We start from the raw sequence: 25,138 nt of genomic DNA, 5'->3' as shown, positions 1-25,138 counted from the left end.
CCCGTATCAACCCTCCGAGGACGCGCTGTTTTCAAGGACTACAACGTCGCAGCCCGCAATGGTGTGCCCGTTCCATTCAACCGGATCGGCATTGTAGTTGATCAGGAACGTATGCTCGGCCGTTTCCCGAAGCCGCAAGCCCTCGGGCATCGGCTGCAGGGTTAGACCGGTGTGGTGCGCTGCCAGACCGATGAGACGATCCCAGAGCGCCTCGTCGGGGAAACCCGCCAGATACCAAAAACCATCCCCCGTTTTCACGGCTGGAGTCCCGTCCTCAAATCTCAAGAGGTCCGCGCCGTCTCCGGACAGACGGTCGATCCAGTGCCGCGCCGCTCCGCCTCCTACCACCGGGCGTTTGACATTCGGCGGCAGGGTTTCAACCAGATCGACATGGCAATCGACGCCATCAAGGCCGGGGCGACCCGACAGAGGGATCTGGAAATCGCGGGTGATTGCGCCGCTGCGCGGGCCAAGGATGGCAAGCTCGCAGGCCTCTGCCAGACGCGTTTCCAACTCGGCATCGATAGTGGCTAGACCCGGCGCAAGGATCACCGCGTATCCTTTCGGCAGGTTCTGAGATGAAACGATGTCCACCGACAGCCCGGCCCGACGCAGAGCGCGATAGGTCGAGAATACCAGCCGGAAATAGTCAAATCCTGCGCCCTGCGGCTGCGCGGTCCACGCCCAATCCGAGGCATAGTCGAACAGGATCGCAACCTGCGCCTGTTTCTGGTGCACCGGACCGATGGCCTTCAATTCCTCCGCCGTCTGGCGCGCCTCGGCCAGACCGGGGGCCGCGCGGCTGTCTGGTGTCAGCAATCCGGCGTGCATCTGCTCCTGCGCGAAGGGCGCTTGGCGCCAGCGGAAATAGCTCACCACCTCGGCCCCATGAGCTACGGCCTCTAGCGACCACAGCCGGACCATGCCGGGCAGGGGGGCTGGGTTGTACGGGGCCCAGTTCACAGGGCCGGGCTGTTGCTCCATCACCCACCAACGACCACGGCCAATTGCGCGATAGAGGTCATGGTGAAAGCCCTGCATGTCCGGATCGCCCTGTTGCAGGAATTTGGCCTTGTGTTCGGCGTCATCCTCCAACCTGTCCGACAAGAAGCCGATCGGATAGCTATCCCAGGTGGCGATATCGAGGTCCGCGCCAACATCGAAATGGTCGAACTCAAGTACACGTCCCATGTAGTTATGCGACAACGGCGCATCGGTCAGAGGGCGCAACACATCGGCCTGTGCCTTGTTAAACGCCACCACCTGGTCTGAACTAAAGCGGCGGAAGGCCAGAACATGGGCCGGGTTCGGCTCGGTCACAGTCAGGTTTGGCAGGTCGATCTGGTCAAAGTGGTCGTATTCCATCGACCAGAAAACATTGCCCCAAGCCTCGTTCAGGGCGTCGATGCTGCCATATTGATCCGCCAACCACAGCCGAAACGCCGCGAGCGCAGGGGGGCTGTAACTGATCGTGGTGTCGTGGCAGCCATATTCATTGTCGATTTGCCAGGCAGCGACATGCGGATTGTGGCCGTAGCGTTCGCCAAAGATCCGGGCGATGCGGACGCACTCGTCGACATAACCTGCATGGCTGAAGCAATAGTGCCGACGCGACCCGAATTTACGCGGCTGACCTTGAGCGTCGACAGCCAGCATATCGGGGTGTTTGTCCAGCATCCAGCGCGGAGGCGTCGCTGTGGGTGTCCCCATAACCACCTTCAAACCGGCCGATCCCAGCACCTCGACCGCGCGATCCAGCCAGTCGAATTGCAGATCACCGGGCGAGGGTTCCAACCGGCTCCAGGCGAATTCGCCGATGCGCACCCAGCTCAGGCCCGTCTCAACCATGCGCGCGGCATCTTCGGCCCAAACAGCCTCGGGCCAGTGTTCGGGGTAGTAGCAAACGCCGAGTTCGGGGGTCATAGAAGGACTCTGTGTTCCGGTTGGCCCTGGCCTGCGTTCGGCTCGGCAAAGGTCATTCCGTTGGTGGGTTGTGTTTCAAGCGTTTCCGCGCTCAGCCCTTCGCGGGCGGTTGTGCAGAACAGCGTTGTCAGGTCGTCTCCGCCAAAGGCGGGGCAGGATGTATGGGCGGCGTCTACCGCGACGGCGCGCAGGAACTGGCCTGCCGGATCATAGGCCGCGACCCGGCTCGCCCCCCATTGAGCGATCCAAACGTTCCCAGCGGTATCAACCACCGCGCCATCCGGGTTCAAACCGTCTTCGTTCAGATCCAGAAACACTGAAGCTTCCCCCTCAGGCCAGCCAGTTTCGGAGTTCAGACCCCACCGCATCACCTGTCGTGTCGCGGTGTCTGCGTAGTAGGCGCAGGACTGGTCCGCAGAAAAACAGATCGCGTTTGAAATGGTGACATCCGGCACCAGACGGCGCAACTCGCCCTTGTAAAACCGGTAGATTGAACCAGCACCGGGTTCCGCGCTTTTGCCCATCGTCCCGATCCAGAACCCGCCCCACGGATCGGCGCGGCCGTCATTCGAGCGGGTAACCGGATTGTCAGCCTCGAGCGGGGCAACCAGAGATTTCTCACCCGTGGCCAGCGAAAACCGCCACAGCCCGTTTTCTGAGGCCATCAGCAGAGTATCACGGTCCACCCAGCCTGCGGCCGAGACATATTCTTCGAAGTCCCAGCTTTTCTGCACCTCGCCCTCACGGGTCATTAGGCGTTTGCCGAGGATGTCAAACCAGAACAATTGCTTCCGCTCGGGATGCCAGAGAGGACCTTCGCCCAGCATACACGGGCGGTCGTCGAAAGTGACGCTCATGCAACAGCCTCGTCATAGGCGGCTACGATCCGAATGGCGCGTTCCGAGATTTCCGCGAGCTCCATGTCCGGCTTGAACAGGGCCGAACCGATGCCGAACCCGTCCGCGCTGGCTGCGATCCATTCGTCGAAGTTGTCTGTACCCGCGCCGCCAACTGCGAAGACCTGCGTGCCCATAGGCAAGACCGCCCGCAACGCTGACAGACCTGCGGGGCCTGCCAAAGAGCCGGGGAACAGTTTCAAACCCGTTGCGCCGGCTTTGAGGGCCGAAAAGGCCTCGGTCGGGGTGAAGATGCCCGGCCAGGATTGCAGCCCCAGCTCACGGCTGCGCCGGATCACGTCAGGATCGGCATTGGGCGAGACAATCAGCTTTCCGCCTACGTCACGCACGGCCTCAACCTGTTCGGGGGTCAGCACCGTACCCGCGCCGACCAGGGCACGATCGCCGAACGCCTCGACCAGAATGCCGATGCTTTCCAAAGGATCCGGAGAGTTCAGCGGCACCTCGATCCGGTCGATCCCGGTTTCGATCAGAAGTCGACCGACTTTCTCGGCGTGCGAGGGGGTCAACCCGCGCAGAATGGCAATGATAGGGCGGCTCATACGGTTTCTCTTGTCATATTGCGGGCTTTGTTCAACCCGGCCAGAGTGGATGTGGTGGCGTCGGCCATCTCGACAAACGCGCCTTGCGGTTGCAGCGCTTTGGCGTAGGCAGCCGATAGCCCCTCGGCCCCGATGATCGCGATCTGCTGACCCAGCCAATAGGGGCGTGAGGCTGCAAGTTCGGCCCCAATCAATAGCCCGGACAGACGCGCGCGCGCCGTGCTGCCATCCTGCCCGTGCAGCAGATCTGCAGCACGCAGGCTGAACAGACGGGCGGCGAGCTGTTCGGGTTTGGACAGAGTATCCTCGACGGCCTCAGAAAACGCGGCCTCGTCCCAACCTTCGCTCACCGAGTGCCGAAGGACCGATTGACCGCGCAGCAAGTCGAACAGCTCTCCGGTCATGAAGGTGCGGAAGCTGACGACCTCATTCGCGCTGACCTGCACCCATTTCGTGTGGGTGCCGGGCAAGCAGATCACGCCGTCCCAATTTGGATGTGTATCCAGAAACCCAGCGATTTGCGTTTCTTCTCCGCGCATCACATCAGGCGGGGCCACTTGTTTCAGACCGGGCACGACAAAGGCGCGGACCCGAGGGTCGGTGGCGGGCACGCGGATCGGAACGCCCTGCACAGGCGTGGTTGGAACAGCAGCATAGGGTGCTTCAACCCATCCCTGACGGGCGCCTACCATGCCGCAGGCGACGACATCGACAGGAGCATTGTCCAACCAGCCCTCGATCAATGCCAACAGGGCGTCCTCAAACCCGCCTTTGGAGACGCGCGCCATGCCCATGTCTGACTGGGCGTGGTCAATAGGGGTCGACCCCTCCATCGCCCAGACGCGCAAGTGCGAGGTGCCCCAGTCCGCTGCGATCCATTCTGGTTTCATCGTTCTACCCCGTTACCACGACGCCACCATCGGCTACCATGCATTGTCCGGTCATGGCGCGGCTGGCGTCCGAGGCCAGAAACAAGGTGGGTCCGATCATGTCGTCGGGCTTTAGATGTTCTTTCAGGCATTGGCGATCCAAATGTGCCGCCAAATCTTCGGGCGTGGCCCACATGTCCATCTGCTTTTGCGTCAGAACCCACCCAGGGGCCAGTGCGTTGACGCGGATACCTTTAGGCCCAAGCTCACGAGCCAACGACCGGGTCATGCCGGTAATCCCTGCGTTCGAGGTCGTGTAGATCGGATAGCCCGCGTTGCCCATCATGTAGCTGATCGAGCTGAAATTGATGATCGAGCCGCCATTCTCCATCTGGCGTGCGGCTTCCTGACAGGCGAAATAATAGGCTTTGAGGTTCACCTCGATCATCCAGTCCCAGAAGTCCGAGGTCGTCTCTTCCAGAGAGTGGCGCTGATCGTTGGCGGCGTTATTGATCAGCACTTTGATCGGTCCATGGGCCTCGGCGGCCTTCTGCATGGTGGCGTGCAACAGTTCCGTATCGGTCATATCGCCCTGCATGAACAAGGGCGCGCGGCCGTGTTTGGTGCGCATCTCTTCCACAAAGGCGCTTGCGTCCGAGCGGCCGATAAAGGCCACATTGGCCCCTTGCGCCATGAACCCGTCGGTCAGCGAAGCGCCAACGCCCGAGCCGCCGCCGGTGATATAGACTGAGGCCCCTTTCAGGTCCTGGAATACAGCAGGTTGGTCCATTAGTGACTCTCTCTGGTGACGAGGCGTGTGTCTTTGCCGACAAGGAAATCAAGGTCAGCGCCCTGATCGGCTTGCAGTACGTGGTCGATGTAAAGTCGGGCGTAGCCGCGCGTGTAATGCGGTGCCTCCGGTTGCCAGGCCGCGCGGCGGGTGTCGAGCTCTGCCTCATCGACCAGCAGTTCAAGCTTTCCCTTACTTGCCGAGACGCGGATGCGGTCGCCGGTCCTGACCAATGCCAATGTGCCACCGGCCTGCGCCTCGGGGCTGACATGCAGGATGACAGTACCGAAGGCGGTGCCGGACATGCGCGCGTCCGAGATACGGATCATGTCGCGCACGCCTTCTTTCACCAGCTTGGCAGGGATCGGCATGTTACCGACCTCGGGCATGCCGGGATAGCCCTTGGGTCCGCAGCCTTTGAGGACCAGAATGGTCTCGGACGTCACAGGCAGGTTTTCGCGGTCGATATTGGCCTTCAGGTCTTCGATGCTTTCGAAAACGAAAGCTTCGGCCTCGGTTTCCAGCAACTCATCCGTCGCTGCCGACGGTTTCACAATGGCCCCGTTTGGCGCGAGATTGCCGCGCAGAACGCGCAGGCCAGCTGCCGGTTTGACCGGATCATCGAAGGGGCGGATCACGTCGCGATTGTAACACTCTGCCCCGTCGTAATGGGCCGCGATATCCTTGTTCAGAACAGTTTTCGCAGGGCGCAAGAAGGGTTTGAGTTCATTCAGCACCACAGGCACGCCGCCTGCGTAACAGAAATCCTCCATCAGGTATTTACCAGACGGCATGCAGTTGACCAGCAGGGGAATTTCCGAGCCGATTTCAAAGTCTTTCAGCGTCAGATCGACACCAACCCGACCTGCCAGCGCCAGCAGGTGAACCACGGCGTTGGTTGAGCCTCCCACGGCGGCATTGGCGAGAATGGCGTTCTCAAACGCTTCCTTGGTCAGGATGTCCGAGGGTTTGAGGTCTTCGTCCACCATCTCGACAATCCGCTTGCCGGTCAGGTGTGCCAGCGCCATGCGGCGCGCGTCAACCGCGGGCAGGGCGGCGTTGGTGGGCAGGGACATGCCCATGGCTTCGACCAGCGAGGCCATGGTTGAGGCCGTGCCCATGGTCATGCAGACCCCAGCGCTGCGCGACATACCGGATTCGGCGTTCATGAAATCCTGCAGCGTCATTTCACCTGCGCGGACCTCTTCCGAAAACTTCCAGACATCGGTGCCCGATCCGATGTCCTTGCCCTTGAACTTGCCGTTCAGCATCGGCCCGGAACTGACCACGATCGAGGGCAGATCGACCGAGGCCGCGCCCATCAGTTGCCCCGGCGTGGTCTTGTCACATCCGCCAAGCAGAACGACGCCGTCAATGCCATAGGCGCGGATGGATTCTTCGACATCCATGGCCAGCAGATTGCGGAACAGCATGGCCGTGGGCTTCATCTGGGTCTCGCCCAGCGACATGACCGGGAATTCGACCGGGAAGCCTCCGGCCTCCCACACGCCGCGTTTTACGCCTTCGGCCAGATCGCGCAGGCCCGAGTTGCAGGGGGTCAGTTCCGACCATGTATTGCAGATGCCGATGATGGGGCGTCCGTCGAAGGCGTGATCGGGAAAGCCCTGGTTTTTCATCCAGGAGCGGTGGATGAACCCGTCCTTGTCGAGTTTTCCGTACCAATGCGATGAGCGGCGTTTCTTTGTCATTCTGGCTTCGCTTCTTTAGCTGGGGTTGGAATTGAGTAATTGTGAAAAGATGAAGATCATGCCGCGCGGAGGGGGCGGCACCAGTCGGGCAGCCACTCCGCATGCGCGGTCAGAAGGTCGGTCACAAGGCTGCGAATCTGGCGCAGGTCCAGTTCCGCTGCAGTATGCGGGTCCATCATGGCGGCATGGTAGATATGTTCGGCGTTTTGTTCGGTCAGCGCCCGGACGGTCAGCTCTTGCACGTTGATCTGGGTGCGCATCAGCGCTACCAGCTGCGGCGGGATGTCGGTAACGACCGAGGGCTGAACGCCGTTTGAATCGACCAGACAGGGGGTTTCCACCGCAGCGCCCAAGGGCAATTGTGGGATCTGACCCGTATTGGGCAGGTTTCCATAGGCCGTATAGGGCGTGTCCGTGACGACGGCGTTCATCAGGTCCGCCGCGAATTCGTGGCTGCGGGTGACCGAGACATCGCGCCCGTCTGTCAGTGTCTTGGCCTGTTCTTTCCAATCCGCGACCTGCTCGACACAGCGGGTGGGGTATTCATCCAGCGGGATCGAGAATTGTTCGATCAGGTCGGGCCGCCCGTCCTTGATGAACCACGGCACATATTCTGCCAGATGTTCCGAACTCTCGGTGCAGAAGTAGCCCAAGTGGTCCATCACTTCGTACCGGACCTTGTTGGGGCAGCGTGGCATCAACAGAGGTGGTTTGGGCAGAGTACCGTGCGCATAGCCCCTGCGCAACGCGGGGTAGAGGTCGCGGCCCAGATGATCCAGCCGCAGGAAGAAGGCCACATGGTTCACGCCTGCCACCTTGTAGCGGATCTCATCCTTGGGCAGGTCCAGATCATGGGCAAGCTCTTCGACCGTATTCTGGACCGAATGGCACAGGCCGACCTGTTTCAGGTCCGGGAATTGCTCGGCCAGAGCCCAGGTGTTGATGGCCATCGGGTTCACATATTGCAACAGCGTCGCGTTGGGGCAGAGCTGCATCATATCCTGTGCCACGCCCCACAGTACTGGGACGGTGCGCAGACCGCGCATGATCCCTCCGATCCCGAGCGTATCTGCGATTGTCTGGCGCAACCCGTATTGCTTGGGGATCTCAAAATCCGTCACCGTGCAGGGTTCGTACCCGCCGACTTGAAAGGCAGTGATGACGAAATCAGCCCCCTCCAACGCCGCGCGGCGGTCGGTGTGGGTGGTAACCGTTGCTCCGGTGCCGACCGAACGGATCATGGCTCGCGCCACGGTTTCGCTTTCGGCCAGACGCTGCGGGTCGATATCCATGAGCGCGAAATGGCTGTCGGCCAGCGCTGGGGTCAGCAGCGCATCGCCCACGATATTACGCATAAAGATCGTGGAACCCGCGCCGATAAAGGTGATTTTGGTCATTTTGCAAAACTCTCGTTTGGCGTTATTTAACAGCTCCAAGGGTCAAACCCGCGATGAAGTGTTTCTGCATCAGGAAGAACATGGCCACAGGCGGCAAGGCGGCAACGAGGGAACCCGCGCTCATCAGTTGATAGGCCGCGCGGTACTGAGCGTTGAAGCTGGTGATCCCGGCCGTCACAGGTTGGCTTTCGGCCCCTTGGGTCAGGACCACGGCCCAGAAATAGTCGTTCCAGATGAAGGTGAAGATCAGCACGCTCAGCGCTGCGATGGCGGGTTTCATCAGGGGCAGGACCACGTACCAGAAGATGCGGACCTCGCTGATGCCCTCGACTCGGGCGGCTTCGATCAGTTCAAAAGGCAGCGCGCGGATGAAGTTTCGCATGAACAGCGTGCAAAACCCAGTCTGGAACGCGATGTGGAACAGGACCAGCCCGGTTTTGGTATTGTAGAGGCCAAGCTCTAACGTCAGGTCGCGAACCGGAACCATGAGGATCTGGAACGGGACAAAGTTGCCCGCCACGAACATGAAGAAGATCCACAGGTTCGACTTGAATTTGTAGATCCCCAGCGCGAACCCAGTCATGCAGCTGAGCGCAACCGCTCCGATCACCGTTGGAATGGTGATCATGAATGAGTTCAGCAGATATCGCGGCATGTCCGAGTTGAAGAAGACCTGTCCATAGTTGACCGCGCCCTCAAACCGGGACGGCAAGCCCCAGTAGTTTGCGTTGGTGAAATCCGCCTCGGGCTTGATTGAGAACAAGGCAACTGCAAGCAAGGGGCCGAGCCACAGCAGCAGGGCAATGGGCAGCATAGCCTGATAAGTGATCTGTGCCGCGCGGGGTTGTTTTTCGATGGGTTTAGGAAACATCTCAGTGCCCCCTTTCTTCGCGGTACATCGACCACAGGAAATAGGCGATGAAGCACAGCATAATGAGGAACAGGATCACAGCGATGGCCGCGCCATATCCCATGCGGAAGCCGTATTCAGACAGGGCGACCTCGAACATGTAATAGGCCAGCACGCGGGACGACCCGAACGGCCCACCCTGCGTCATGATCGAGATCAGGTCGAAGGACCGCAGAGCGCCAATGATCGTCACGACAAAGGCGATAAACGTCGCCGGGCGCAGTTGCGGCAGGATGATGTGCCACAGCATCCGCCCACCTTTTGCACCGTCCAAACGTCCGGCCTCGATCTGTTCGGGATCCACGGCGTTCAGGCCGGTCAGATACAGGATCATGCAATAGGCTGTTTGCGGCCACAGGCCGGCGACGATGATGCCGTATGTGACCAGTTTTTCATCCCCCAGCACATTCAGCGGGCCAAGACCAAAGAAACCCAGGAATTCGTTCAACAACCCGAATGTCGGGTCGTAGAACCACGTAAAAACCAGCCCAACAACGACTTGAGAGATCACGAACGGAAAGAAAAACAGAGACTTGTAGAGTCGAATGCCCCAGACCGTCTGGTTCAGGAACAGGGCGATGAACAGGCCCGCCGGGATCGCTGCCAGATACAGGATCAACCAGATCAGGTTGTTCTTGAGTGAAGTGTAGAACGCATCGCGATCCACCCACTCCCAATAAAGGTCCTCGTAGTTGCGGAACCCTACATATTCTGCGGCGCCCAGCCCATCCCATTCATAAAGTGACAGGTTAAAGGACTGAAAGACCGGGATGATCACATAGACCATGAAGAACAACAGGCCCGGCGCAAGGAAGAGCCAGGGCGCGATGCGTTGTTGGTTGCGATGGAACCAGCTTTCCTGTTCCTGTGTGTCGACGGCTGACATGGGCTATCTCGGATCTGGGGGCGAAGGCGGGTTGAAGCCCGCCTTGCAATTGAAGAAGGCGTAGGCCGGGAGTTTACCCGGCCCCTGCCAGATCAGTTGTCGTATATACGGCTACGTGCGCGTTCCAGTTTGGCCAGAATCTTGTCCAGATTGTCCGGCTTGACCATGAATTCCTGGAAGCCTTCCATAGAGACCTTGGCCATTTCAGCCGGTGCGTCGCGGTCCCAGAACTGGGCGACACCGCCGGGGCTGTTCGAGGACAGCATGGTAAACCCTTGCTGGAGGAACTTGTCATCATCCACCGAGGATTGCGCGTTAACCGGAAGCTGGCCCAGGTTGGAACCGTTGTTGATTTCGGTCTGAACGTCCGGAGACACGACGAAGCGCAGGAACTCGCGCGCGGCTTCCTTGTTCGAAGCGTTGGCCGGGATGTGGAACGTATCGGTAGGGGCGTCCTCGGCCAGTTCAACATCGGGGTTGATCGCGACGAACTGGTAGAAGTCCAACTGATCGTCTGTCAGACCCGCTTCGCGCAGAGGTGCAACAGCAAAGTTGCCCATCAGATAGGCGGCCGCGTCTCCGTTCACCATGAAGGGCAGGGCTTCCTGCCAGCTATAGGTCTGGTGGTTGTCGATAAAGGCACCCATGTCGACCAGCTGTTTCCAGTTGGCGAAGGTCTGCTTGACCCGGTCGTCTTCCCAGCTGATTTCGCCATTGGCGAGCTGGTTGTGGAAGTCGAACCCGTTGGTGCGCATGTTCAGATAGTCGAACCAGCCACCGGCGGTCCACAGGAACTTGGTCCCGATGGTATAGCAGGCGCGACCCGAGGCGACGATCTTCTCGCAGTTCGCCAGCTCTTCTTCCCAGGTGGTCGGCTCGGTCAGGCCCAGCTCGTCGAAGATGTCTTTGCGGTAGTAAACGCCCCACTGATAGTAGGTATAGGGCACGCCCCACTGCTTACCATCAAGGGTCATCGCGCCTTTGGTCGAGGCCAGATTCTCGGCGATCTCAGGCTCTGCCCACAGGTCCGAAACGTCTTCGAACAGACCCGCCTCAACATAAGGCTTCATGCGGTTTGCGGCATACCATGTAGCTACATCCGGCGTGTCAGCCGTCAGGAAGTTGCGGATCTGCGTCTTATACGCCTCGCGGTCGATCACTGTGGTTTCGATGGCCAGATCCGGGTGCTGGGCCTGAAACTGTTCGATCATCGCTTCCATCGTCGCACGTGGCGCCGGGTTTGAGGTGTCAAGAAAGATGCGCAGTTCGCCGGTCAGTTCGGCGGCAACGGGTGCAGCTAGTGCCACACTCGCCGCCAGTGCGGCAGCGGTGCGCTTGAACATGGAATGCATGGTGTCCTCCCTTAGCTTCCATTTTAGTTCCAAATAGTGAAACCGTGTTTTATATATTGAAAACTACACATCGACTCGGCTAGTCTTGTCAAGACCCTCGTGCAAACACCGTGGTCGAACGGGGGTCAAACGGAGGAGAACACACACCCGTGGCTGGTGACGGAACAATAGGCAAAGCATGTGATGTGCTGGAGCACGTGGCCTCGTTCGAGCGCCCGGTGCGGTTCGCGGAACTGCTGGAGAGCAGCAGCTTTCCCAAAGCGACGCTCTATCGCTTTCTGCAATCGCTGACCAATCAGGGTATGCTGGCCTATGAACCTGACAGGCAGACCTATTCACCGGGTTTGCGGCTGGTCCGTCTGGCGCATACGGCTTGGACGCAAAGCTCTCTGGCCCCTATCGCGCGGCCGTTTCTGGATACGCTCAGCGCAGAGACAGGGGAAACGGTGCATTTGGCGCAGCTGGATTCCAATCAGGTTCTGTATGTCGACAAACGCAACGCCGCCCAGCCGGTCGAGATGTATTCGCAGGCCGGCAAGGTTGGCCCGGCCTATTGCACCGGTGTAGGCAAGGCGATGATGGCGTTTCTGGATGGGCCCGCATTGGACCGCGCCGTATCCCAGCAAAGCTATCACCGTTTCACGGACAAGACTCTGACCTCCGAGGCGGATTTGCGGGCGGATTTGGAACTGATTCGCAGCCGAGGCTACGCGATCGACGATGAAGAGCATGAGCCCGGCATTATTTGCGTAGCCTGTCCGGTTCTGACCTCGAGCGGGCGCGTTTTGGGCGCAATTTCCGTAACCGGTTCAACCGGACGGATGGATTTCAATCAACTAGAGGCCTGGGTCCCGCGGGTGCGGCGCGTTGCCGACCAGATCGCGACCGAGGCGCAGGCTTGGCGGTTCCCCGAAACCCGCCCGAATGGACAGAATAACAGGATGCAATCGACATGACAGGTGTAACGCTCAATCAGGCGATCAAACGCTACGGCCAGACTCAGGTGATCCACGGGATCGACCTGGAAATCGAAGATGGTGAATTCTGTGTGTTCGTCGGCCCCTCGGGCTGCGGCAAGTCCACCCTACTGCGGATGATTGCGGGGCTCGAGGAAACTTCGGAAGGCCAAATTCATATTGGCGCGCGCGAGGTGACCCATATGGATCCTGCAAAACGCGGCGTGGCGATGGTGTTCCAGACCTACGCTTTGTACCCGCATATGACGGTCGCCGAGAATATGGGTTTTGGCCTGCGCATGAACGGCGTTCCCAAGGCAGAGATCGACCAGAAGGTTCAGGACGCCTCCAGTATTCTGAAACTGGATCAATACCTGAAACGCAAGCCCAAGGCCCTGTCCGGTGGTCAACGTCAGCGAGTTGCCATCGGGCGTGCGATTGTGCGCGGCCCCGAGGTGTTCCTGTTCGATGAACCGCTCTCAAACCTCGATGCCGAGCTTCGGGTTGAGATGCGGGTCGAAATCGCACGTCTGCATCAAGAGATTGGCGCCACCATGATCTATGTAACCCACGATCAGGTCGAAGCTATGACAATGGCGGACAAAATCGTCGTGCTGCGCGATGGCCGGATCGAGCAGGTGGGCGCGCCGATGGACCTGTATCGTGATCCGGACAACCGGTTTGTGGCGGGCTTCATCGGCTCGCCAGCGATGAACTTTCTCGACTGCGACTATGCAGACGGCCACGTCACGCATCCGGCCCTTGGTCAACCGTTGCCGGTATCGGCCCAAGTTCCGGCTGGGGTAAACAAGGTGACCCTTGGCATGCGGCCCGAACACATCCAGATCGACCGCAGTGCCGACACCTGCACCGTTGATTTGACCGAGGCGCTTGGGGGCGTGTCCTATTCCTATCTTCTGACCCCGAATGGCGACAAGCTGATCGTTGAAGAACGGGATGACCAACGCAGCACTACAGGCGAGAAGATCGGGATCACGGTCCAACCCGAACGTGCCATGGTGTTCGACCCTGAGACTGGCGTTCGGTTTAGGTAGCAGCGATTCAAGTTCAACTGGGGTGTTTTGAGCGCAGGTTTAGGCTTGACCGAAACGGGGTCGTTCTCTGAACTGGTCCAAACGAGGCCAGTCGGCCCGACTCATTTCGAGTAGAGAGGCCTCATGCGCAGCGTCAAAACCGTCCACGTGATCTCGGCCCATGCGGAAGGCGAGGTGGGCGACGTCATCGTCGGTGGCGTGCAACCACCACCCGGAGAAACCCTGTGGGATCAACGCACATTCATTGCGCAGGATCAGAGCTTGCGCAATTTCGTGCTGAATGAACCCCGAGGCGGCGTCTTTCGCCATGTCAACCTGCTGGTCCCTCCGAAACATCCGCAGGCGGATGCGGCGTTCATTATCATGGAGCCGGAGGACACGCCGCCCATGTCGGGGTCAAACTCGATCTGTGTGTCCACTGTCCTTTTGGACAGCGGCATCATTCCCATGCAAGAGCCGGAAACGCATATGACACTCGAGGCTCCCGGCGGTTTGGTGCGCGTCCGAGCGGAGTGCCGAGACGGTAAAGCCCAGCGTATCCATGTGCAAAACCTGCCAAGCTTTGCCGACAAGATCGCAGTCCCTCTGGAGGTGCCGGGCCTAGGCACCCTCACCGTTGATACAGCCTACGGAGGGGATAGTTTCGTGGTGGTCGATGCCGAGGCGTTGGGGTTCGAAATTGTGGAGGCCGAGGCCCGCGATATTGCCCGTCTGGGCGTTGCCATCACCAATGCCGCCAATGATCAGCTTGGCTTTACCCACCCGCAAAACGCGGCTTGGGAACATATCTCTTTCTGCGCTTTTTGCGGGCCTTTGAAGACAACCGAAACCGGACTCACAGGGAAATCCGCCGTTGCGATCCAGCCCGGCAAAGTTGACCGCTCGCCAACCGGAACGGCGGTCTCGGCGCGCATGGCCCTGATGGCCGCGAAGGGCCAGATGAAGGTCGGGCAGGTTTTTGAGGCCGTTTCAATCATCGGATCGCGTTTTGCCGGCCGGATTGTCGAGGGCGCCAAGGTCGGGGACCGCGCGGCCATCATCCCCGAGATCAGCGGCCGAGGTTGGATCACCGGCGTTCATCAGCACATGCTGGACCCGGATGACCCTTGGCCCGGCGGATATCGGCTAAGTGATACCTGGGGCGTCGGGCGCTGAAAGGCGCGCAATCACAGGCCCATCGGCGTGTTTTTCCTCAACCGTGGCAATTTGCGCCCCCAGTAGACGATTGATCCCAACGCAAACCTGATTTAAGGGAAGCCCTGTCAAATCAGAGTCACTCAGGGGTGCTATGTCATTCACGCCCCTCCCGCGCCGCAATAAAGCGGCCCAAACTCTTGCAGCGATTGCCCCTTAAAGGCTTAAAAAAGGTGAAAGAATATGGCAGATAAATCGAACTTCGACATATTGTATACCATTGTAGACGAAGCGCCCGAGCTGGCCAGCGCCTCATTCCTGCCCATCATTCGCAAATTCGCCTCGGCGGCGGGTGTCAGCGTTGGCACCAAGGATATTTCGCTTGCAGGCCGTATCATTTCGACCTTCCCAGAAAAGCTGACCGATGCGCAGCGCATCACCGATGACCTTGCCGCATTGGGTGATCTGGTGAAAACGCCCGACGCCAACGTAATCAAACTGCCAAACATTTCGGCCTCGGTTCCTCAGCTCGTGGCCGCAATCGAAGAGCTGCAGTCGCAGGGCTACGACATCCCCAACTACCCCGAAGAGCCTTCGAGTGACGAAGAAAAGGCGATCCGCGCGCGCTATGACGCGATCAAAGGCTCGGCGGTGAACCCGGTTCTGCGTGAGGGCAACAGCGACCGCCGTGCGGCGCGGGCGGTTAAGAACTACGCCCAGAAAAACCCTCATTCGATGGGGGAGTGGATGTCGGACAGCAAGACCAAAGTGTCCTCGATGTCCGGCAATGATTTCTACGCCAATGAGAAATCGGCGACGATCACCGCAGCACAAGCCGGTGACGCGAAGATCGAATTTGTCGGCAAAGACGGCAGCGTGACCGTGCTAAAAGACGGCTGGCCGCTGGAAGAGGGAACCGTTGCCGATGCGACCTTCATGTCGGTCAAAGCGCTGTCGTCCTTCCTGGCCGAAGCCATCGAGGACACCAAGAAAGACGGCACCATGTTCTCGCTGCACATGAAGGCGACGATGATGAAGGTCAGCGACCCGATCATCTTCGGTTATGCCGTGCGCGCGTGGCTGGCTCCGGTGTTCGAAAAATTCGGCGCAGAGCTGGAGGCCTTGGGTGTCAACCCGAACTCGGGTCTGGGGGATCTGCTGGACCGCGTGAAGGACAATGCCGACATCGTGGCTGCCATCGACGCCCTCAAGGGTGACCGTCCGTCCATGTACATGGTCGACTCGGACCGTGGCATCACCAACCTGCATGTTCCGTCCGATGTGATCATCGACGCCTCGATGCCCGCCGTTATCCGCGCAGGCGGCAAAGGCTGGGATGAAACCGGAGCCAAAGGCGACACCAATTGCGTGATCCCTGATCGCTGCTATGCGTCGGTCTATGACGAATCCATCAACTTCTTCAAAGCCAATGGCGCGCTGAACCCGGCCACTGCCGGTGCGGTGGCCAACGTTGGCCTGATGGCGCAAAAGGCCGAAGAGTACGGCTCGCACCCGACCACGTTCCAGGCACCTGCGGAAGGCACAATCCGCGTCGTTCTGGCCAATGGTGAAACGTTGCATTCTCATGAGGTCGAGGCCGGAGACATCTGGCGAGCCTGCACAGTGAAAAAAGCGCCCATCGAGAACTGGATCCAACTGGCGATGGATCGTCAGCGCCTGACCGGGTCCGAGGCGATCTTCTGGCTGGACGCAAACCGCGCCCATGATGCCGAGTTGATCCAATATGTTAAGCCCGCACTGGAAGCGGCTGGTGTTGCTGATAAATTCCTGATCATGGCTCCGCGTGAGGCGACGCGTCAATCGCTGGAGACGATCACCGCTGGAAATGACAGCATTGCTATCACCGGCAACGTGCTGCGGGACTATCTGACCGACCTGTTCCCGATCCTCGAACTGGGCACCTCGGCCAAGATGCTGTCGATCGTCAAACTGATGAACGGCGGTGGTCTGTTCGAGACCGGCGCAGGCGGGTCCGCTCCGAAGCACGTGCAGCAGTTGGTCGAAGAAAACCACCTGCGGTGGGATTCGATGGGTGAGTTCTGTGCGCTGGGTGAATCGCTGAACTTCCTCGCCGACAGCAAGGGCAACGCAAAGGCGGGTGTTCTGGGTGCGGCGGCCGAGGCGGCAACGCAGGGCATTTTGGACAACAACCGCTCGCCCAGCCGGAAAGTTGGCCAGCCGGACAACCGTGACAGCCACTACTGGTTCGCACGCTATTGGGCCGAAGCGCTAGCCGCGCAGTCGGAGGATGCGGAACTGGCAGCTGAATTTGCCCCGCTTGCAACTGCTCTGGCCGACAAGGAAGAGCAGATTTTGGGTGAGTTTGCCTTGGCCCAGGGTGGGGCTGCCGATCTGGGTGGGTACTACCACACCGATCCCGCCAAAACTGCGGCTGTGATGCGTCCGAGTGCGACGCTGAACGCCATCATCGGCTAAGAAAACGACCCGCGCCTTAGTGGCGCGGGTCTTTCCCACTGGTGCGGAAGCCCGACCAGTTTTTCCTTTCGCTTCAAACTGTTGCGAAACTTTGCCCGCAAGATATGATTAAAATTGCATGATCTACGGGATTCCCCCAATACACCGATCCTTCCCCGCTTGATAACTTGTCCAAGACAAGAGATTCACCGGTGAGGCCTTCGGGCCTATCACTCACTCAAAAAATGGCCAGCATTTGGGGTGCTGGCCATTTGTTTGTCTGAAATCTACTCGCGCTTAGCTGGATCGAACGCGCCTTTGCGGTGCCACGCGACTTTAATGCAGAAATGAAAAAGCCAGCCCCGCGAAGGACTGGCTTAAACATGATTGTTCTACGTTTAGCCCCGCAGGACTTTGCCCGCAGCATCAAAGGGCGGCTCATGCAGGATGGTGGCTTTGTGAGGTTGGCCCAGAACCATCACTTCAACCTCGTCTCCGGGTTGGGCGTTTTTGACGTAGCCCAAGGCCAGCGACATACCCACGGTATAGCCATAGGTGCCCGAAGTGACCCGACCGATGCCTTCGCCGTCCTTGAAGATCGGCTCACCACCGGTAGCATCCGCGTTGGAGGCCGTCACGTCGGCCTCATCCAGATGCAGCAGGACAAGCTGTTCACGCGCAGGGTTTTCCAGCACTTTCTGGGCGGCATCTTTGTTGAGGAAGTCCTTCTCGAATTTGCACAAACGATCCAGACCCACCTCATGCGGCCAGTATTCGGGGCTGTATTCGCGGCTCCAGGAGCCATAGCCCTTTTCCACGCGCATCGACATCAGGGCACGGCTGCCAACAGGTCCTGCGCCGAATTCTTTGCCCGCCTCAAGCAGAGCTTCGTAAAGGCGCGCCTGGTCTTCGGTCTTGCAGTGCAGCTCCCACCCCAGATCGCCGGTGAAGGAGACACGCAGGGCCAGAAGCTCAACGCCTGCCAGCTCGATCCTGGCCGAGCGCATGAAGGGGAAATCCTCATTCGCCAGCGACGTGTTGGTCAGCCGCTGCAGGATCTCACGCGATTTTGGGCCGGCCACGTTGAAGCCGCACATTGCTTCGGTGTGACTTTCGAAGGTGGTGCCTTCCGGCAGAGGGACCTGCTTGAAGAAGCGCTTGTGATAGCGTTCCGCCATGCCCGATCCAATGACCCAGAACTCATCCTCGGCCACGCGCGTAACGGTGAAGTCCCCGGCAATGCCACCGCGTTTTGAGATCAGCGGGGTCAGGCAAGACCGACCGATCGCCTTGGGCATGTTGTTGGCGAAGACCGCATTCAACCAATCCGCAGCGCCGGGGCCTTTGCAGATATATTTGGCGAAGTTCGAGATGTCGATGATCCCCGCACGCTCGCGCAGCATCTTGCATTCTTCGCCTACCGGGGCCCACCAGTTCTGACGGGTGAAGCCGTTGGTGTCCACGGTGCCCGGCGCGTCTGCGAACCACAGCGGGTGTTCCCAGCCGACGTTCAGGCCAAAGACGGCGCCCATGGCCTTTTGGGTTTCATAGATCGGGCGCACGCGGGCCGGGCGGCCGGCGCTGCGTTCCTCGTTCGGGAAGTGGATGGCAAAGCGGTGCGCGTATTGATCCTGCACCTTGGCTTTGGTGAATTCCTTGGTGGCCCAGGTGTCAAAGCGCGCCATGTCCCACGCGAACATGTCGTATTGGGTTTCACCTTCGATGATCCACTGCGCCGCCATCAGGCCCATGCCACCCGATTGCGAGAAGCCGGGGATGATGCCGTTGCAGCAGAAATAGCCATCCACCTCGGGCACCGGCCCCATCAGCACGTTGGAGTCCGGCGACCAGATCATCGGGCCGTTTATAACACGCTTGATCCCGGCCTCAGCCACGGCGGGCAGGCGTTCGATCGCGTTCATCATGTTTTCTTCGATCCGCTCCAGATCGTCGGGGAACAGGTCATGGGCGAAGTCCAGCGGAGTGCCTTCCTCGGCCCAGAATTTCATGTCCCTTTCATAGGCCCCTACGAGCAGTCCGTTGCCTTCCTGACGCAGATAATACTCGCCATCGCGGTCCGAGACCGAGGGCAGGCGGGTGCCGTGGCCTTCGACGTCAGTCATCGCCTCGGTCACGAAATACTGGTGTTCGGTGGGCTGCAGCGGCAACTCGATGCCAGCCAGCTTGGCGACTTCGCGACCCCAGAGGCCTGCAGCATTCACGACCCAAGGCGTTTTGATGTCACCTTTGGGGGTCTTCACGATCCAAGTGCCGTCTTCCTGCTGCTCAGTCGCGGTGACAGGGGTGAAACGATGAATCTCGGCCCCGCGCTGGCGGGCACCGACCGCATAGGCGTTGGTCACGCCCGACGGGTCAACATTGCCGCCATCGGGTTCGAACATCACGCAACGGATGCCTTCGTAATTGACCAGCGGGTTCAGCTTCTGCGCCTCTTCAATGCTGATCTCATAGAAGTTCATGCCATAAAGCTTGGCTTTGGCCGCCTGCAGCTTGAGTTGGTGTTCCCGCTCTTCGGTCTGAGCCAGATACAGCGAGCCGGGCTGGAAGACACCGCAGCTTTGGCCGGTTTCTTCCTCCAGCGAGTTATAGAGGTTCATCGTATAGTGCTGGATGCGGCTGATATTGGTGCTGTCATGCAGACCGTGGATGTTGGCTGCCGCATGCCAGGTTGAGCCAGAGGTCAGCTCATCCCGCTCCAGCAGGACCACATCGGACCATCCCAATTTGGCCAAATGGTAGAGGATCGAGCAACCGATCACCCCGCCGCCGATTACTACCGCCTGTGCTTCTTCGCGCATTTCATCTTCCTGATTTGCTGTGTGATGTCAGAACCGGTCTTTCGTTAAGAATATGTCGATTCAGACCCATAACTGTTCTAAACGCGTCAACTGAGAACCCTGTTTGACCAGAGATGCAGCCTGCATTCACTTCTTGGGGATACGGGGCACCGCCGGGTGCCGCGTACAGATTCACTTAGACTTTGCCGACATTGCTCAGAACTCCAGTCTGTGGGCGCGGCCATAATCAGCCAGCCGTTTGTTCAGATTGCTTGCCTCTGGGTGGCCGGATTCCAGTGCAAAGACGAAAGCGTGGGTTAGATAGAAACAGGCGGCATCAGTGTCCTGGGCCAGCTCTCGTTCGTCGGCGGCAATCGTATACAGGCGCACAAGAGCCTCTTGGTCGCAATTGGCATGCGCCTCCAGCAGTTCACGGTCTAAGGCTTCGCGATCCATGGCTATCCCTTTAGCGAAATGGCGATGTTTTTGGTGCGAACATAGTTGTAGAGCGCCTCAAGCCCCTTTTCGCGACCGAAGCCGGATTTGCCGACGCCACCGAACGGGGTCGAGACACCTCCGGCGAACCATTCGTTGACAAAAAACTGACCCGCCCGCAATTTGCGCGCCACCCGATGGGCGCGGGCGAGATCGCGCGTGAAGATGCCTGCAACCAACCCGAATTCGGTGCCATTGGCCATGGCGACGGCTTCCTCTTCGGTATCGAAGGGCGTGAAGCAGGTGACGGGGCCAAAGACCTCCTCCTGCGCGATGCGGCTGGCGGGGTCGACGTCAGCCAGAATGGTAGGGGCCATGAAATACCCTTTGCGATCCAGTCGCGCGCCACCGGCTGCGACCCGCGCACCGTCCTGACGGGCGGTCGAGGTGATCTCTTCCACGCGCTGCAGCTGCAGGCTGGACACGACCGGAGTGTGATCAGGGTTCTCGAGCCCGTGGCCGACGCTTAGGCCATTGGCCAGCGCAGCCGCACGTTCAACGGCCTGATCGTAGATCGAGCGATGCACCAACACGCGGGCCATGGCAGAGCAGACTTGACCGGCATTGTAGAAAATACCGCTTTGAAGGCTGGACATCAGCGTATCCAGATCCGCGTCGTCAAAGGCCACAGCTGCGGATTTGCCGCCCAGCTCCATCAGCGACGGCACCACATTGTCGGCAGCTGAGCGCAGGATATGCTGGCCGGTCGGCACCGATCCGGTGAAGACGATCTGATCCACCTGCGAGCTTGCCACAAGTTTCGCGCCCAGATCAGAGCCGATCCCGTTCAGGATCGATACCGCACCGGCAGGCACCTCGGCGCGTTCCAGCGCAACACCCAGCATCGCCAGCGCAAGCGGGTCCAGCTCGGGCGATTTGATGATGGTCGAGTTTCCCGCCGCCATAGACGGTGCGAGCGAACGACCGGCGATCGAAACAGGGAAGTTCCACGGCACGATCTGCGCCGACACGCCGTAGGGTTCGAATACGGTGAAATCAGCATAATCGGGGCCCAGCGGGATCGACTTGCCCTCGATCTTGTCCGCGACGCCGCCGTAATATTCAAAATATTGAGCCGCCTCGATGAACTCATCCCGAGCCGCGTCCAGCGTTTTGCCGCTTTCACGGCAAAGCAACTCTGCCCCTTCATCCGCGAGGTTGCGGATTTCCTGCGCGATGCGGATCAGCAGGCGGCCACGCTCGGCCGGATTCATGTCTGCCAGATCACCGCGATCGAATGATGCGCGTGCGGCTTCGAGTGCCTGAGCCAACGATTCCTCACCGGCTTGCGCGCAGTTCGCCACGTGATCCTGATTGCCGGGATCTTCCACCGCGATGGAGGCGCCCTTGTCGCCCTCCACCCACGACCCGGCCAGGAAATTCTTGGCCAAGCCGTCGTTCAGAAAAGTGGTCATGCCTCCGCGCGTGCCTTTTCGATCTGCGTTGCAACCCAATGGTGGAAGCAATGGGTGGGGCCGTCCATTGCGGGTGAGAAGCGACCACCGTCAAATTTGATGCCATGGCGGCCTTTCTGCATGCCTTCGACCACAAAGACGTCCTCTTCGAACACGGTTTTCCAAAGCGCCGCGTTTTGCGCGCGCAGACCTTCATGTTCGGGGCTGGCTTCTGGTTTCTGAGCATAGTAAAGCTCAATCCGCTCGTTCGACCGCTCGTGAGTGATCGGGTCGATGATGAAGGCAAAACCGTGGTCGCGCTGAACGCCCAAAAGGGTGTTGGGGTAGACCACGATATACTCCGCGCCTTCGTGCCACTTCTCGCTCAGGCCATCAAAATCAGCCAGTTTCGAGCCGTCTTCCCCTTCGAATTGACGATAGACAAGGGTGCCCTGACCCGAGTATTTGCCCAGTTCGTTGATGTTGTAGTGGTCTTCCAGACGCGAATAGCTGTTCAGACCTGGGTGAACCCAGGGCAGGTGGTAGCTTTCGCAGAAGTTTTCGACCGCCAGTTTCCAGTTCGAATCCAGCTCAAGCCGGACCGACGCGCCTGCACCGCCGTGATACATGGGCTGTTCGAACTCTTTCCAACGCTCCATCAGCTCACCGTGAACTTCTTCGAACTCGGGGGCATTGCCGTCGACGTTAACAAAGATCACGTCGCGCCAGACGTAAGACCGGATGCGGATCAGACCCAGTTCCGAGAAATCCAGATCTTCGTGGGTGTTCTGGCCGGGACCGCCGACATGAGGGGCAGTGCGCAGCTCGCCGTTCAGGCCGTAGCACCAGCTGTGATAGGGGCAACGGATCGCGCCGCGGATTTTCTGCGGCTTGTCGACCAAGATCATGCCACGGTGGCGGCAGGTGTTCTGGAATACGCCAATCTGACCGTCGCGGTCACGGACCATCAGCAAGGGCATGCCAAGGAAGTCAATCGGATAGGCGTCGCCTGCCTCGGGGATGTCCTTGCCGAAGCCGATCCCGGACCAGTTCGCAAACAGGACCGAGTCGCGTTCCTCGGCGAACACTTCAGGGTCGATATAATGCGCGTTCGGCAGCCCCTTTGCTGTGTTTACCGGGGTCAGAACAGACGAAAGCGGTGCATGCTTGTTCATCGGTCACTCCTAAGACTTTTGAATTGGCGTTTTTCTAGGCTCCCATTGGCAGCGCAGAGGCCCTGCATTCAATACTAAAAATCCTAACCGCTAGATGAGCGAAGCTAAACTGAATTCTCCTGTAGCTCATTCAGCAGCCATTCCTTCAAGGCCAGTGCCCCTTCTGACAGGCTGTCGTTTTCCCGTTCAACCAAATAGAAATTATGCGGCGCAGGTATGCTGAATGCCTCTAAAGCCACAAGTTTTCCGGAATCTAGCATAGGTTTTAGCAGACGCTTCCAGCCGAGGGCGACGCCAGCGCCCTTTCTGGCGACCTGCAGGGCCAGCGCATAACTGCTGACACGTGCCTGTGTCTGAATACTCTCATTAAACCCTAACGCCTGAAACCAGTCTGTCCATGTGGTCCAGTTGCTGTGTTTGGTTGCAAGGTGAATCAGACGGTGTTCGGTCAGGTCCTTGAGGCTGGCCCCCTTGAGGTCTTGCGCCAGTTCGGGGCTGCAAACGGGTGTCAGGATATCCCGGTACAACGTGGTATGCGGCAGAGAGGCGTTCGGGTCTTTGCCGTATCGAATGAAAAAGTCCACGTCGGAACGATCTGCGAAATACGTGTCCTCGGCCATTTGGTTCACTTTTACGTGCGGATAGTCCTGCCAAAACCGAATGACCGACGGGGAAAGCCACAAGGCGGCAACCGCCGTTGTGGACCCCACGGTGACATGATTGTCGGAATCCCCACTGCGAATCTGCTCAAGAATTTTCGAGATTTTCAGGAAAGAACTTCCCAGTGCCTCAAGCAGCGCGGCGCCATCCTCGGTCAGTTCAACGCCGCGATGTTTACGTATGAAAAGCGGGGATGCCAGCTCGGTCTCCAGTGCTTTGATCTGATGACTGACAGCGCCGGGCGTGACGGACAATTCGCTTGCAGCGACCTTGAAACTGAGGTGCCGGGCGGCAGCCTCGAAGGTAGAAAGCGAGGCAAGCGGAGGAAGGTTGTAGTGGCGTCGCGACATGGGGGATACGTGGCTCTGAGGTTTTTGATTGAGCTACCTTCACCTGAGTGCGAAAAATATTGCAATTGAAAACTATCTTTTTTTCTGCAGTTTTGCGCCCGATGAAGTTCCGCCTTTCTCGAAGGGCGGTATTGCAGTACTTTGCCGTCCCTATGAGGCGCGCCCCGACCCAAGCCAGGTAGTAGTCAACACCAAGGCCGACACAACGACCGCCTTTCTGCGGTTTTTTCGGCGCAAGATAAGATGAGTAGCCCGATGAACACTCAGAACGCGCGACTGATCCGGAAAACTGAACTCAGCTCGGACACTTCGGATTTCTGTTTTGAAATCGAACAGGGACGTTTCACCGGACTTGAACCCGGCGCGCACGTGGATATCCACCTTGGTGACGATCTGGTGCGTCAGTATTCGCTCTGGAGTTGGAGCCAGGACGGTCGCACCCTGAACGTCGCCGTTAAGCGCGAGGATGGTGGTCGCGGAGGGTCGCTGGCCATGCACGCCTTGCAAGAGGGGGTCGAGGTCGCCATCGGAGGTCCGCGCAACCACTTCAAGCTTGAAAGCCATGATCGCCACGTGACCCTTATCGCGGGCGGTATTGGTGCCACCCCGATGGTCGCGATGGCGCGTGAGCTGCTGAATCGGGGTCAGGATTTCCGGGTTTATTACTTGGTCCGATCCAAGGACCTTGCCGCGATGGACGACAAGTTTCGCGCTTTGGGTCTGGATGAGTGGTACCATCTGCATTGCGACGACACAGACGGGCAGTTCGATTTGACCGCTGTCATGCAATCCATGCCGATGGGCGCTGATGTCTACACATGCGGTCCGGAACCGATGCTGAACGCGGTCCTCGAGTCTGGCAGCGCTTTGCGCGGTGGAGCCATTCACTTTGAGCGTTTTGCAGCCGCCTCGGATATCGAACATGCGCCCAATGACAGCTTTGAAGTCGAGGTCCAGTCGACGGGAGCCGTCTACAAGGTGTCGAAGGATGAAACTATTCTCGACGTCCTCAGAACCAACGGGGTTCACGTGGATTTCGGTTGCTCCGAAGGTTTGTGCGGGTCGTGCATGGTGGACGTCGTCGAAGGTGAGGTGGACCATCGGGACGGCATACTGACACCCGAGGAGCAAGCATCGAACAGCTTTCTATGCACCTGTGTATCCAGAGCGAAATCCGATCGTCTGGTCCTGGCACTCTAAGAAAACAACTTGACAGCAAGCCGGGTTTTTCCGGTGCGAAACGCCTATAAGAAACGCAAAATGGGAGGAAATTGATGTCGATTAAAGAACCGTTTACGGATTTGGACATTAAGACCGCGGATAGCGGTTTTTATGAGAATAACAGCGTTCCGATTGCGCTGATCAGTAAGGGTGTCATGGTCGCCCTTGT

Annotated in this window: 21 protein-coding genes; 6 read left to right on the top strand and 15 right to left on the bottom strand. The window is 59.1% G+C overall.

The genetic code is table 11. From position 1 onward, the window contains the following. Positions 1-6 precede the first annotated feature (6 nt). From J7394_RS02595 to J7394_RS02550, 10 genes are all read right to left on the bottom strand, one after another. Positions 7-1,923, bottom strand: coding sequence for a beta-galactosidase (locus J7394_RS02595; RefSeq protein WP_209250749.1), 1,917 nt, complete (start codon positions 1,921-1,923; stop codon positions 7-9). Beyond that, positions 1,920-2,780, bottom strand: a complete 861-nt coding sequence (locus J7394_RS02590) for an SMP-30/gluconolactonase/LRE family protein (protein WP_209250747.1) — start codon at positions 2,778-2,780, stop codon at positions 1,920-1,922. Before J7394_RS02590 ends, J7394_RS02595 begins: the two co-directional genes overlap by 4 nt. Beyond that, entirely contained in the window at positions 2,777-3,382 is a 606-nt protein-coding gene (locus J7394_RS02585; RefSeq protein WP_209250745.1) for a 2-dehydro-3-deoxy-6-phosphogalactonate aldolase, read from the bottom strand. The genes J7394_RS02590 and J7394_RS02585 overlap by 4 nt, the downstream gene beginning before the upstream one ends. Continuing rightward, positions 3,379-4,272, bottom strand: coding sequence for a 2-dehydro-3-deoxygalactonokinase (locus J7394_RS02580; protein WP_209250743.1), 894 nt, complete (start codon positions 4,270-4,272; stop codon positions 3,379-3,381). The genes J7394_RS02585 and J7394_RS02580 overlap by 4 nt, the downstream gene beginning before the upstream one ends. 4 nt (positions 4,273-4,276) lie before the next feature. After that, entirely contained in the window at positions 4,277-5,041 is a 765-nt protein-coding gene (locus J7394_RS02575) for an SDR family NAD(P)-dependent oxidoreductase (RefSeq protein ID WP_209250741.1), read from the bottom strand. Further along, positions 5,041-6,750, bottom strand: coding sequence for an IlvD/Edd family dehydratase (locus tag J7394_RS02570; protein ID WP_209250740.1), 1,710 nt, complete (start codon positions 6,748-6,750; stop codon positions 5,041-5,043). Before J7394_RS02570 ends, J7394_RS02575 begins: the two co-directional genes overlap by 1 nt. Before the next feature lie 56 nt (positions 6,751-6,806). Next, positions 6,807-8,147, bottom strand: coding sequence for an alpha-glucosidase/alpha-galactosidase (locus J7394_RS02565; protein ID WP_209250739.1), 1,341 nt, complete (start codon positions 8,145-8,147; stop codon positions 6,807-6,809). A gap of 22 nt (positions 8,148-8,169) precedes the next feature. After that, positions 8,170-9,018, bottom strand: a complete 849-nt coding sequence (locus J7394_RS02560) for a carbohydrate ABC transporter permease (RefSeq protein ID WP_170377452.1) — start codon at positions 9,016-9,018, stop codon at positions 8,170-8,172. A gap of 1 nt (position 9,019) precedes the next feature. Further along, complete coding sequence (locus J7394_RS02555; RefSeq protein ID WP_209250738.1) at positions 9,020-9,943, bottom strand: carbohydrate ABC transporter permease; 924 nt, start codon at positions 9,941-9,943, stop codon at positions 9,020-9,022. Positions 9,944-10,035: 92 nt separating this feature from the next. Continuing rightward, entirely contained in the window at positions 10,036-11,295 is a 1,260-nt protein-coding gene (locus J7394_RS02550; RefSeq protein ID WP_209250737.1) for an ABC transporter substrate-binding protein, read from the bottom strand. A 149-nt stretch (positions 11,296-11,444) separates the two neighbouring features. Here J7394_RS02550 and J7394_RS02545 point away from each other — a divergent pair, with 149 nt between their 5' ends. The 4 genes from J7394_RS02545 (at position 11,445) to J7394_RS02530 (ending at position 16,897) form a co-directional block, all read left to right on the top strand. After that, positions 11,445-12,251: an IclR family transcriptional regulator gene (locus J7394_RS02545; RefSeq protein ID WP_209250736.1), complete on the top strand. Its 807-nt coding sequence runs from the start codon at positions 11,445-11,447 to the stop codon at positions 12,249-12,251. Continuing rightward, positions 12,248-13,306 (top strand): ABC transporter ATP-binding protein, encoded by a 1,059-nt coding sequence (locus tag J7394_RS02540; protein ID WP_209250735.1) that lies wholly within the window; start codon positions 12,248-12,250, stop codon positions 13,304-13,306. The genes J7394_RS02545 and J7394_RS02540 overlap by 4 nt, the downstream gene beginning before the upstream one ends. Before the next feature lie 123 nt (positions 13,307-13,429). Further along, complete coding sequence (locus tag J7394_RS02535; RefSeq protein ID WP_209250734.1) at positions 13,430-14,461, top strand: proline racemase family protein; 1,032 nt, start codon at positions 13,430-13,432, stop codon at positions 14,459-14,461. A 222-nt stretch (positions 14,462-14,683) separates the two neighbouring features. After that, positions 14,684-16,897: an NADP-dependent isocitrate dehydrogenase gene (locus J7394_RS02530; protein WP_209250733.1), complete on the top strand. Its 2,214-nt coding sequence runs from the start codon at positions 14,684-14,686 to the stop codon at positions 16,895-16,897. Between the two features lie 377 nt (positions 16,898-17,274). Here J7394_RS02530 and J7394_RS02525 read toward each other — a convergent pair whose 3' ends face one another. The 5 genes from J7394_RS02525 to J7394_RS02505 all read right to left on the bottom strand — a co-directional run bounded on the left by J7394_RS02525 (position 17,275) and on the right by J7394_RS02505 (position 23,748). Beyond that, positions 17,275-19,695 (bottom strand): FAD-dependent oxidoreductase, encoded by a 2,421-nt coding sequence (locus J7394_RS02525; protein ID WP_209250732.1) that lies wholly within the window; start codon positions 19,693-19,695, stop codon positions 17,275-17,277. A gap of 195 nt (positions 19,696-19,890) precedes the next feature. After that, positions 19,891-20,130, bottom strand: coding sequence for a hypothetical protein (locus J7394_RS02520; protein WP_170702155.1), 240 nt, complete (start codon positions 20,128-20,130; stop codon positions 19,891-19,893). Between the two features lie 2 nt (positions 20,131-20,132). Then, on the bottom strand, positions 20,133-21,584 hold the full coding sequence (locus J7394_RS02515; RefSeq protein WP_209250731.1) for an aldehyde dehydrogenase family protein: 1,452 nt from the start codon (positions 21,582-21,584) through the stop codon (positions 20,133-20,135). Continuing rightward, positions 21,581-22,738, bottom strand: a complete 1,158-nt coding sequence (locus J7394_RS02510) for an aromatic ring-hydroxylating dioxygenase subunit alpha (RefSeq protein WP_209250730.1) — start codon at positions 22,736-22,738, stop codon at positions 21,581-21,583. The genes J7394_RS02515 and J7394_RS02510 overlap by 4 nt, the downstream gene beginning before the upstream one ends. 104 nt (positions 22,739-22,842) lie before the next feature. Beyond that, positions 22,843-23,748, bottom strand: coding sequence for a LysR substrate-binding domain-containing protein (locus J7394_RS02505; RefSeq protein ID WP_209250729.1), 906 nt, complete (start codon positions 23,746-23,748; stop codon positions 22,843-22,845). A 28-nt stretch (positions 23,749-23,776) separates the two neighbouring features. Between J7394_RS02505 and J7394_RS02500 the strand changes: the two genes are divergently transcribed. After that, the gene (locus tag J7394_RS02500) at positions 23,777-23,995 is read left to right on the top strand and encodes a hypothetical protein (protein ID WP_209250726.1); all 219 of its coding nucleotides are present in this window, start codon (positions 23,777-23,779) and stop codon (positions 23,993-23,995) included. An 8-nt stretch (positions 23,996-24,003) separates the two neighbouring features. Next, positions 24,004-24,948: a PDR/VanB family oxidoreductase gene (locus J7394_RS02495; protein ID WP_209250724.1), complete on the top strand. Its 945-nt coding sequence runs from the start codon at positions 24,004-24,006 to the stop codon at positions 24,946-24,948. The last annotated feature ends 190 nt before the right edge of the window (positions 24,949-25,138 follow it).

It is taken from the genome of Ruegeria sp. R13_0 (assembly GCF_017743995.1).
GTDB lineage: Bacteria > Pseudomonadota > Alphaproteobacteria > Rhodobacterales > Rhodobacteraceae > Ruegeria.
The sequence above is the reverse complement of the archived record's forward strand: the minus strand, read 5'-3'. Positions and strand labels throughout refer to the sequence as shown.

Coding starts and splice junctions, on each gene's coding strand:
- J7394_RS02515 (WP_209250731.1), bottom strand. CDS start 21,584: ATGACCACTTTTCTGAACGACGGCTTGGCCAAGAATTTCCTGGCCGGG.
- J7394_RS02555 (WP_209250738.1), bottom strand. CDS start 9,943: ATGTCAGCCGTCGACACACAGGAACAGGAAAGCTGGTTCCATCGCAAC.
- J7394_RS02530 (WP_209250733.1), top strand. CDS start 14,684: ATGGCAGATAAATCGAACTTCGACATATTGTATACCATTGTAGACGAA.
- J7394_RS02495 (WP_209250724.1), top strand. CDS start 24,004: ATGAACACTCAGAACGCGCGACTGATCCGGAAAACTGAACTCAGCTCG.
- J7394_RS02550 (WP_209250737.1), bottom strand. CDS start 11,295: ATGCATTCCATGTTCAAGCGCACCGCTGCCGCACTGGCGGCGAGTGTG.
- J7394_RS02570 (WP_209250740.1), bottom strand. CDS start 6,750: ATGACAAAGAAACGCCGCTCATCGCATTGGTACGGAAAACTCGACAAG.
- J7394_RS02585 (WP_209250745.1), bottom strand. CDS start 3,382: ATGAGCCGCCCTATCATTGCCATTCTGCGCGGGTTGACCCCCTCGCAC.
- J7394_RS02590 (WP_209250747.1), bottom strand. CDS start 2,780: ATGAGCGTCACTTTCGACGACCGCCCGTGTATGCTGGGCGAAGGTCCT.
- J7394_RS02520 (WP_170702155.1), bottom strand. CDS start 20,130: ATGGATCGCGAAGCCTTAGACCGTGAACTGCTGGAGGCGCATGCCAAT.
- J7394_RS02575 (WP_209250741.1), bottom strand. CDS start 5,041: ATGGACCAACCTGCTGTATTCCAGGACCTGAAAGGGGCCTCAGTCTAT.
- J7394_RS02535 (WP_209250734.1), top strand. CDS start 13,430: ATGCGCAGCGTCAAAACCGTCCACGTGATCTCGGCCCATGCGGAAGGC.
- J7394_RS02560 (WP_170377452.1), bottom strand. CDS start 9,018: ATGTTTCCTAAACCCATCGAAAAACAACCCCGCGCGGCACAGATCACT.
- J7394_RS02580 (WP_209250743.1), bottom strand. CDS start 4,272: ATGAAACCAGAATGGATCGCAGCGGACTGGGGCACCTCGCACTTGCGC.
- J7394_RS02525 (WP_209250732.1), bottom strand. CDS start 19,695: ATGCGCGAAGAAGCACAGGCGGTAGTAATCGGCGGCGGGGTGATCGGT.
- J7394_RS02505 (WP_209250729.1), bottom strand. CDS start 23,748: ATGTCGCGACGCCACTACAACCTTCCTCCGCTTGCCTCGCTTTCTACC.
- J7394_RS02595 (WP_209250749.1), bottom strand. CDS start 1,923: ATGACCCCCGAACTCGGCGTTTGCTACTACCCCGAACACTGGCCCGAG.
- J7394_RS02510 (WP_209250730.1), bottom strand. CDS start 22,738: ATGAACAAGCATGCACCGCTTTCGTCTGTTCTGACCCCGGTAAACACA.
- J7394_RS02565 (WP_209250739.1), bottom strand. CDS start 8,147: ATGACCAAAATCACCTTTATCGGCGCGGGTTCCACGATCTTTATGCGT.
- J7394_RS02540 (WP_209250735.1), top strand. CDS start 12,248: ATGACAGGTGTAACGCTCAATCAGGCGATCAAACGCTACGGCCAGACT.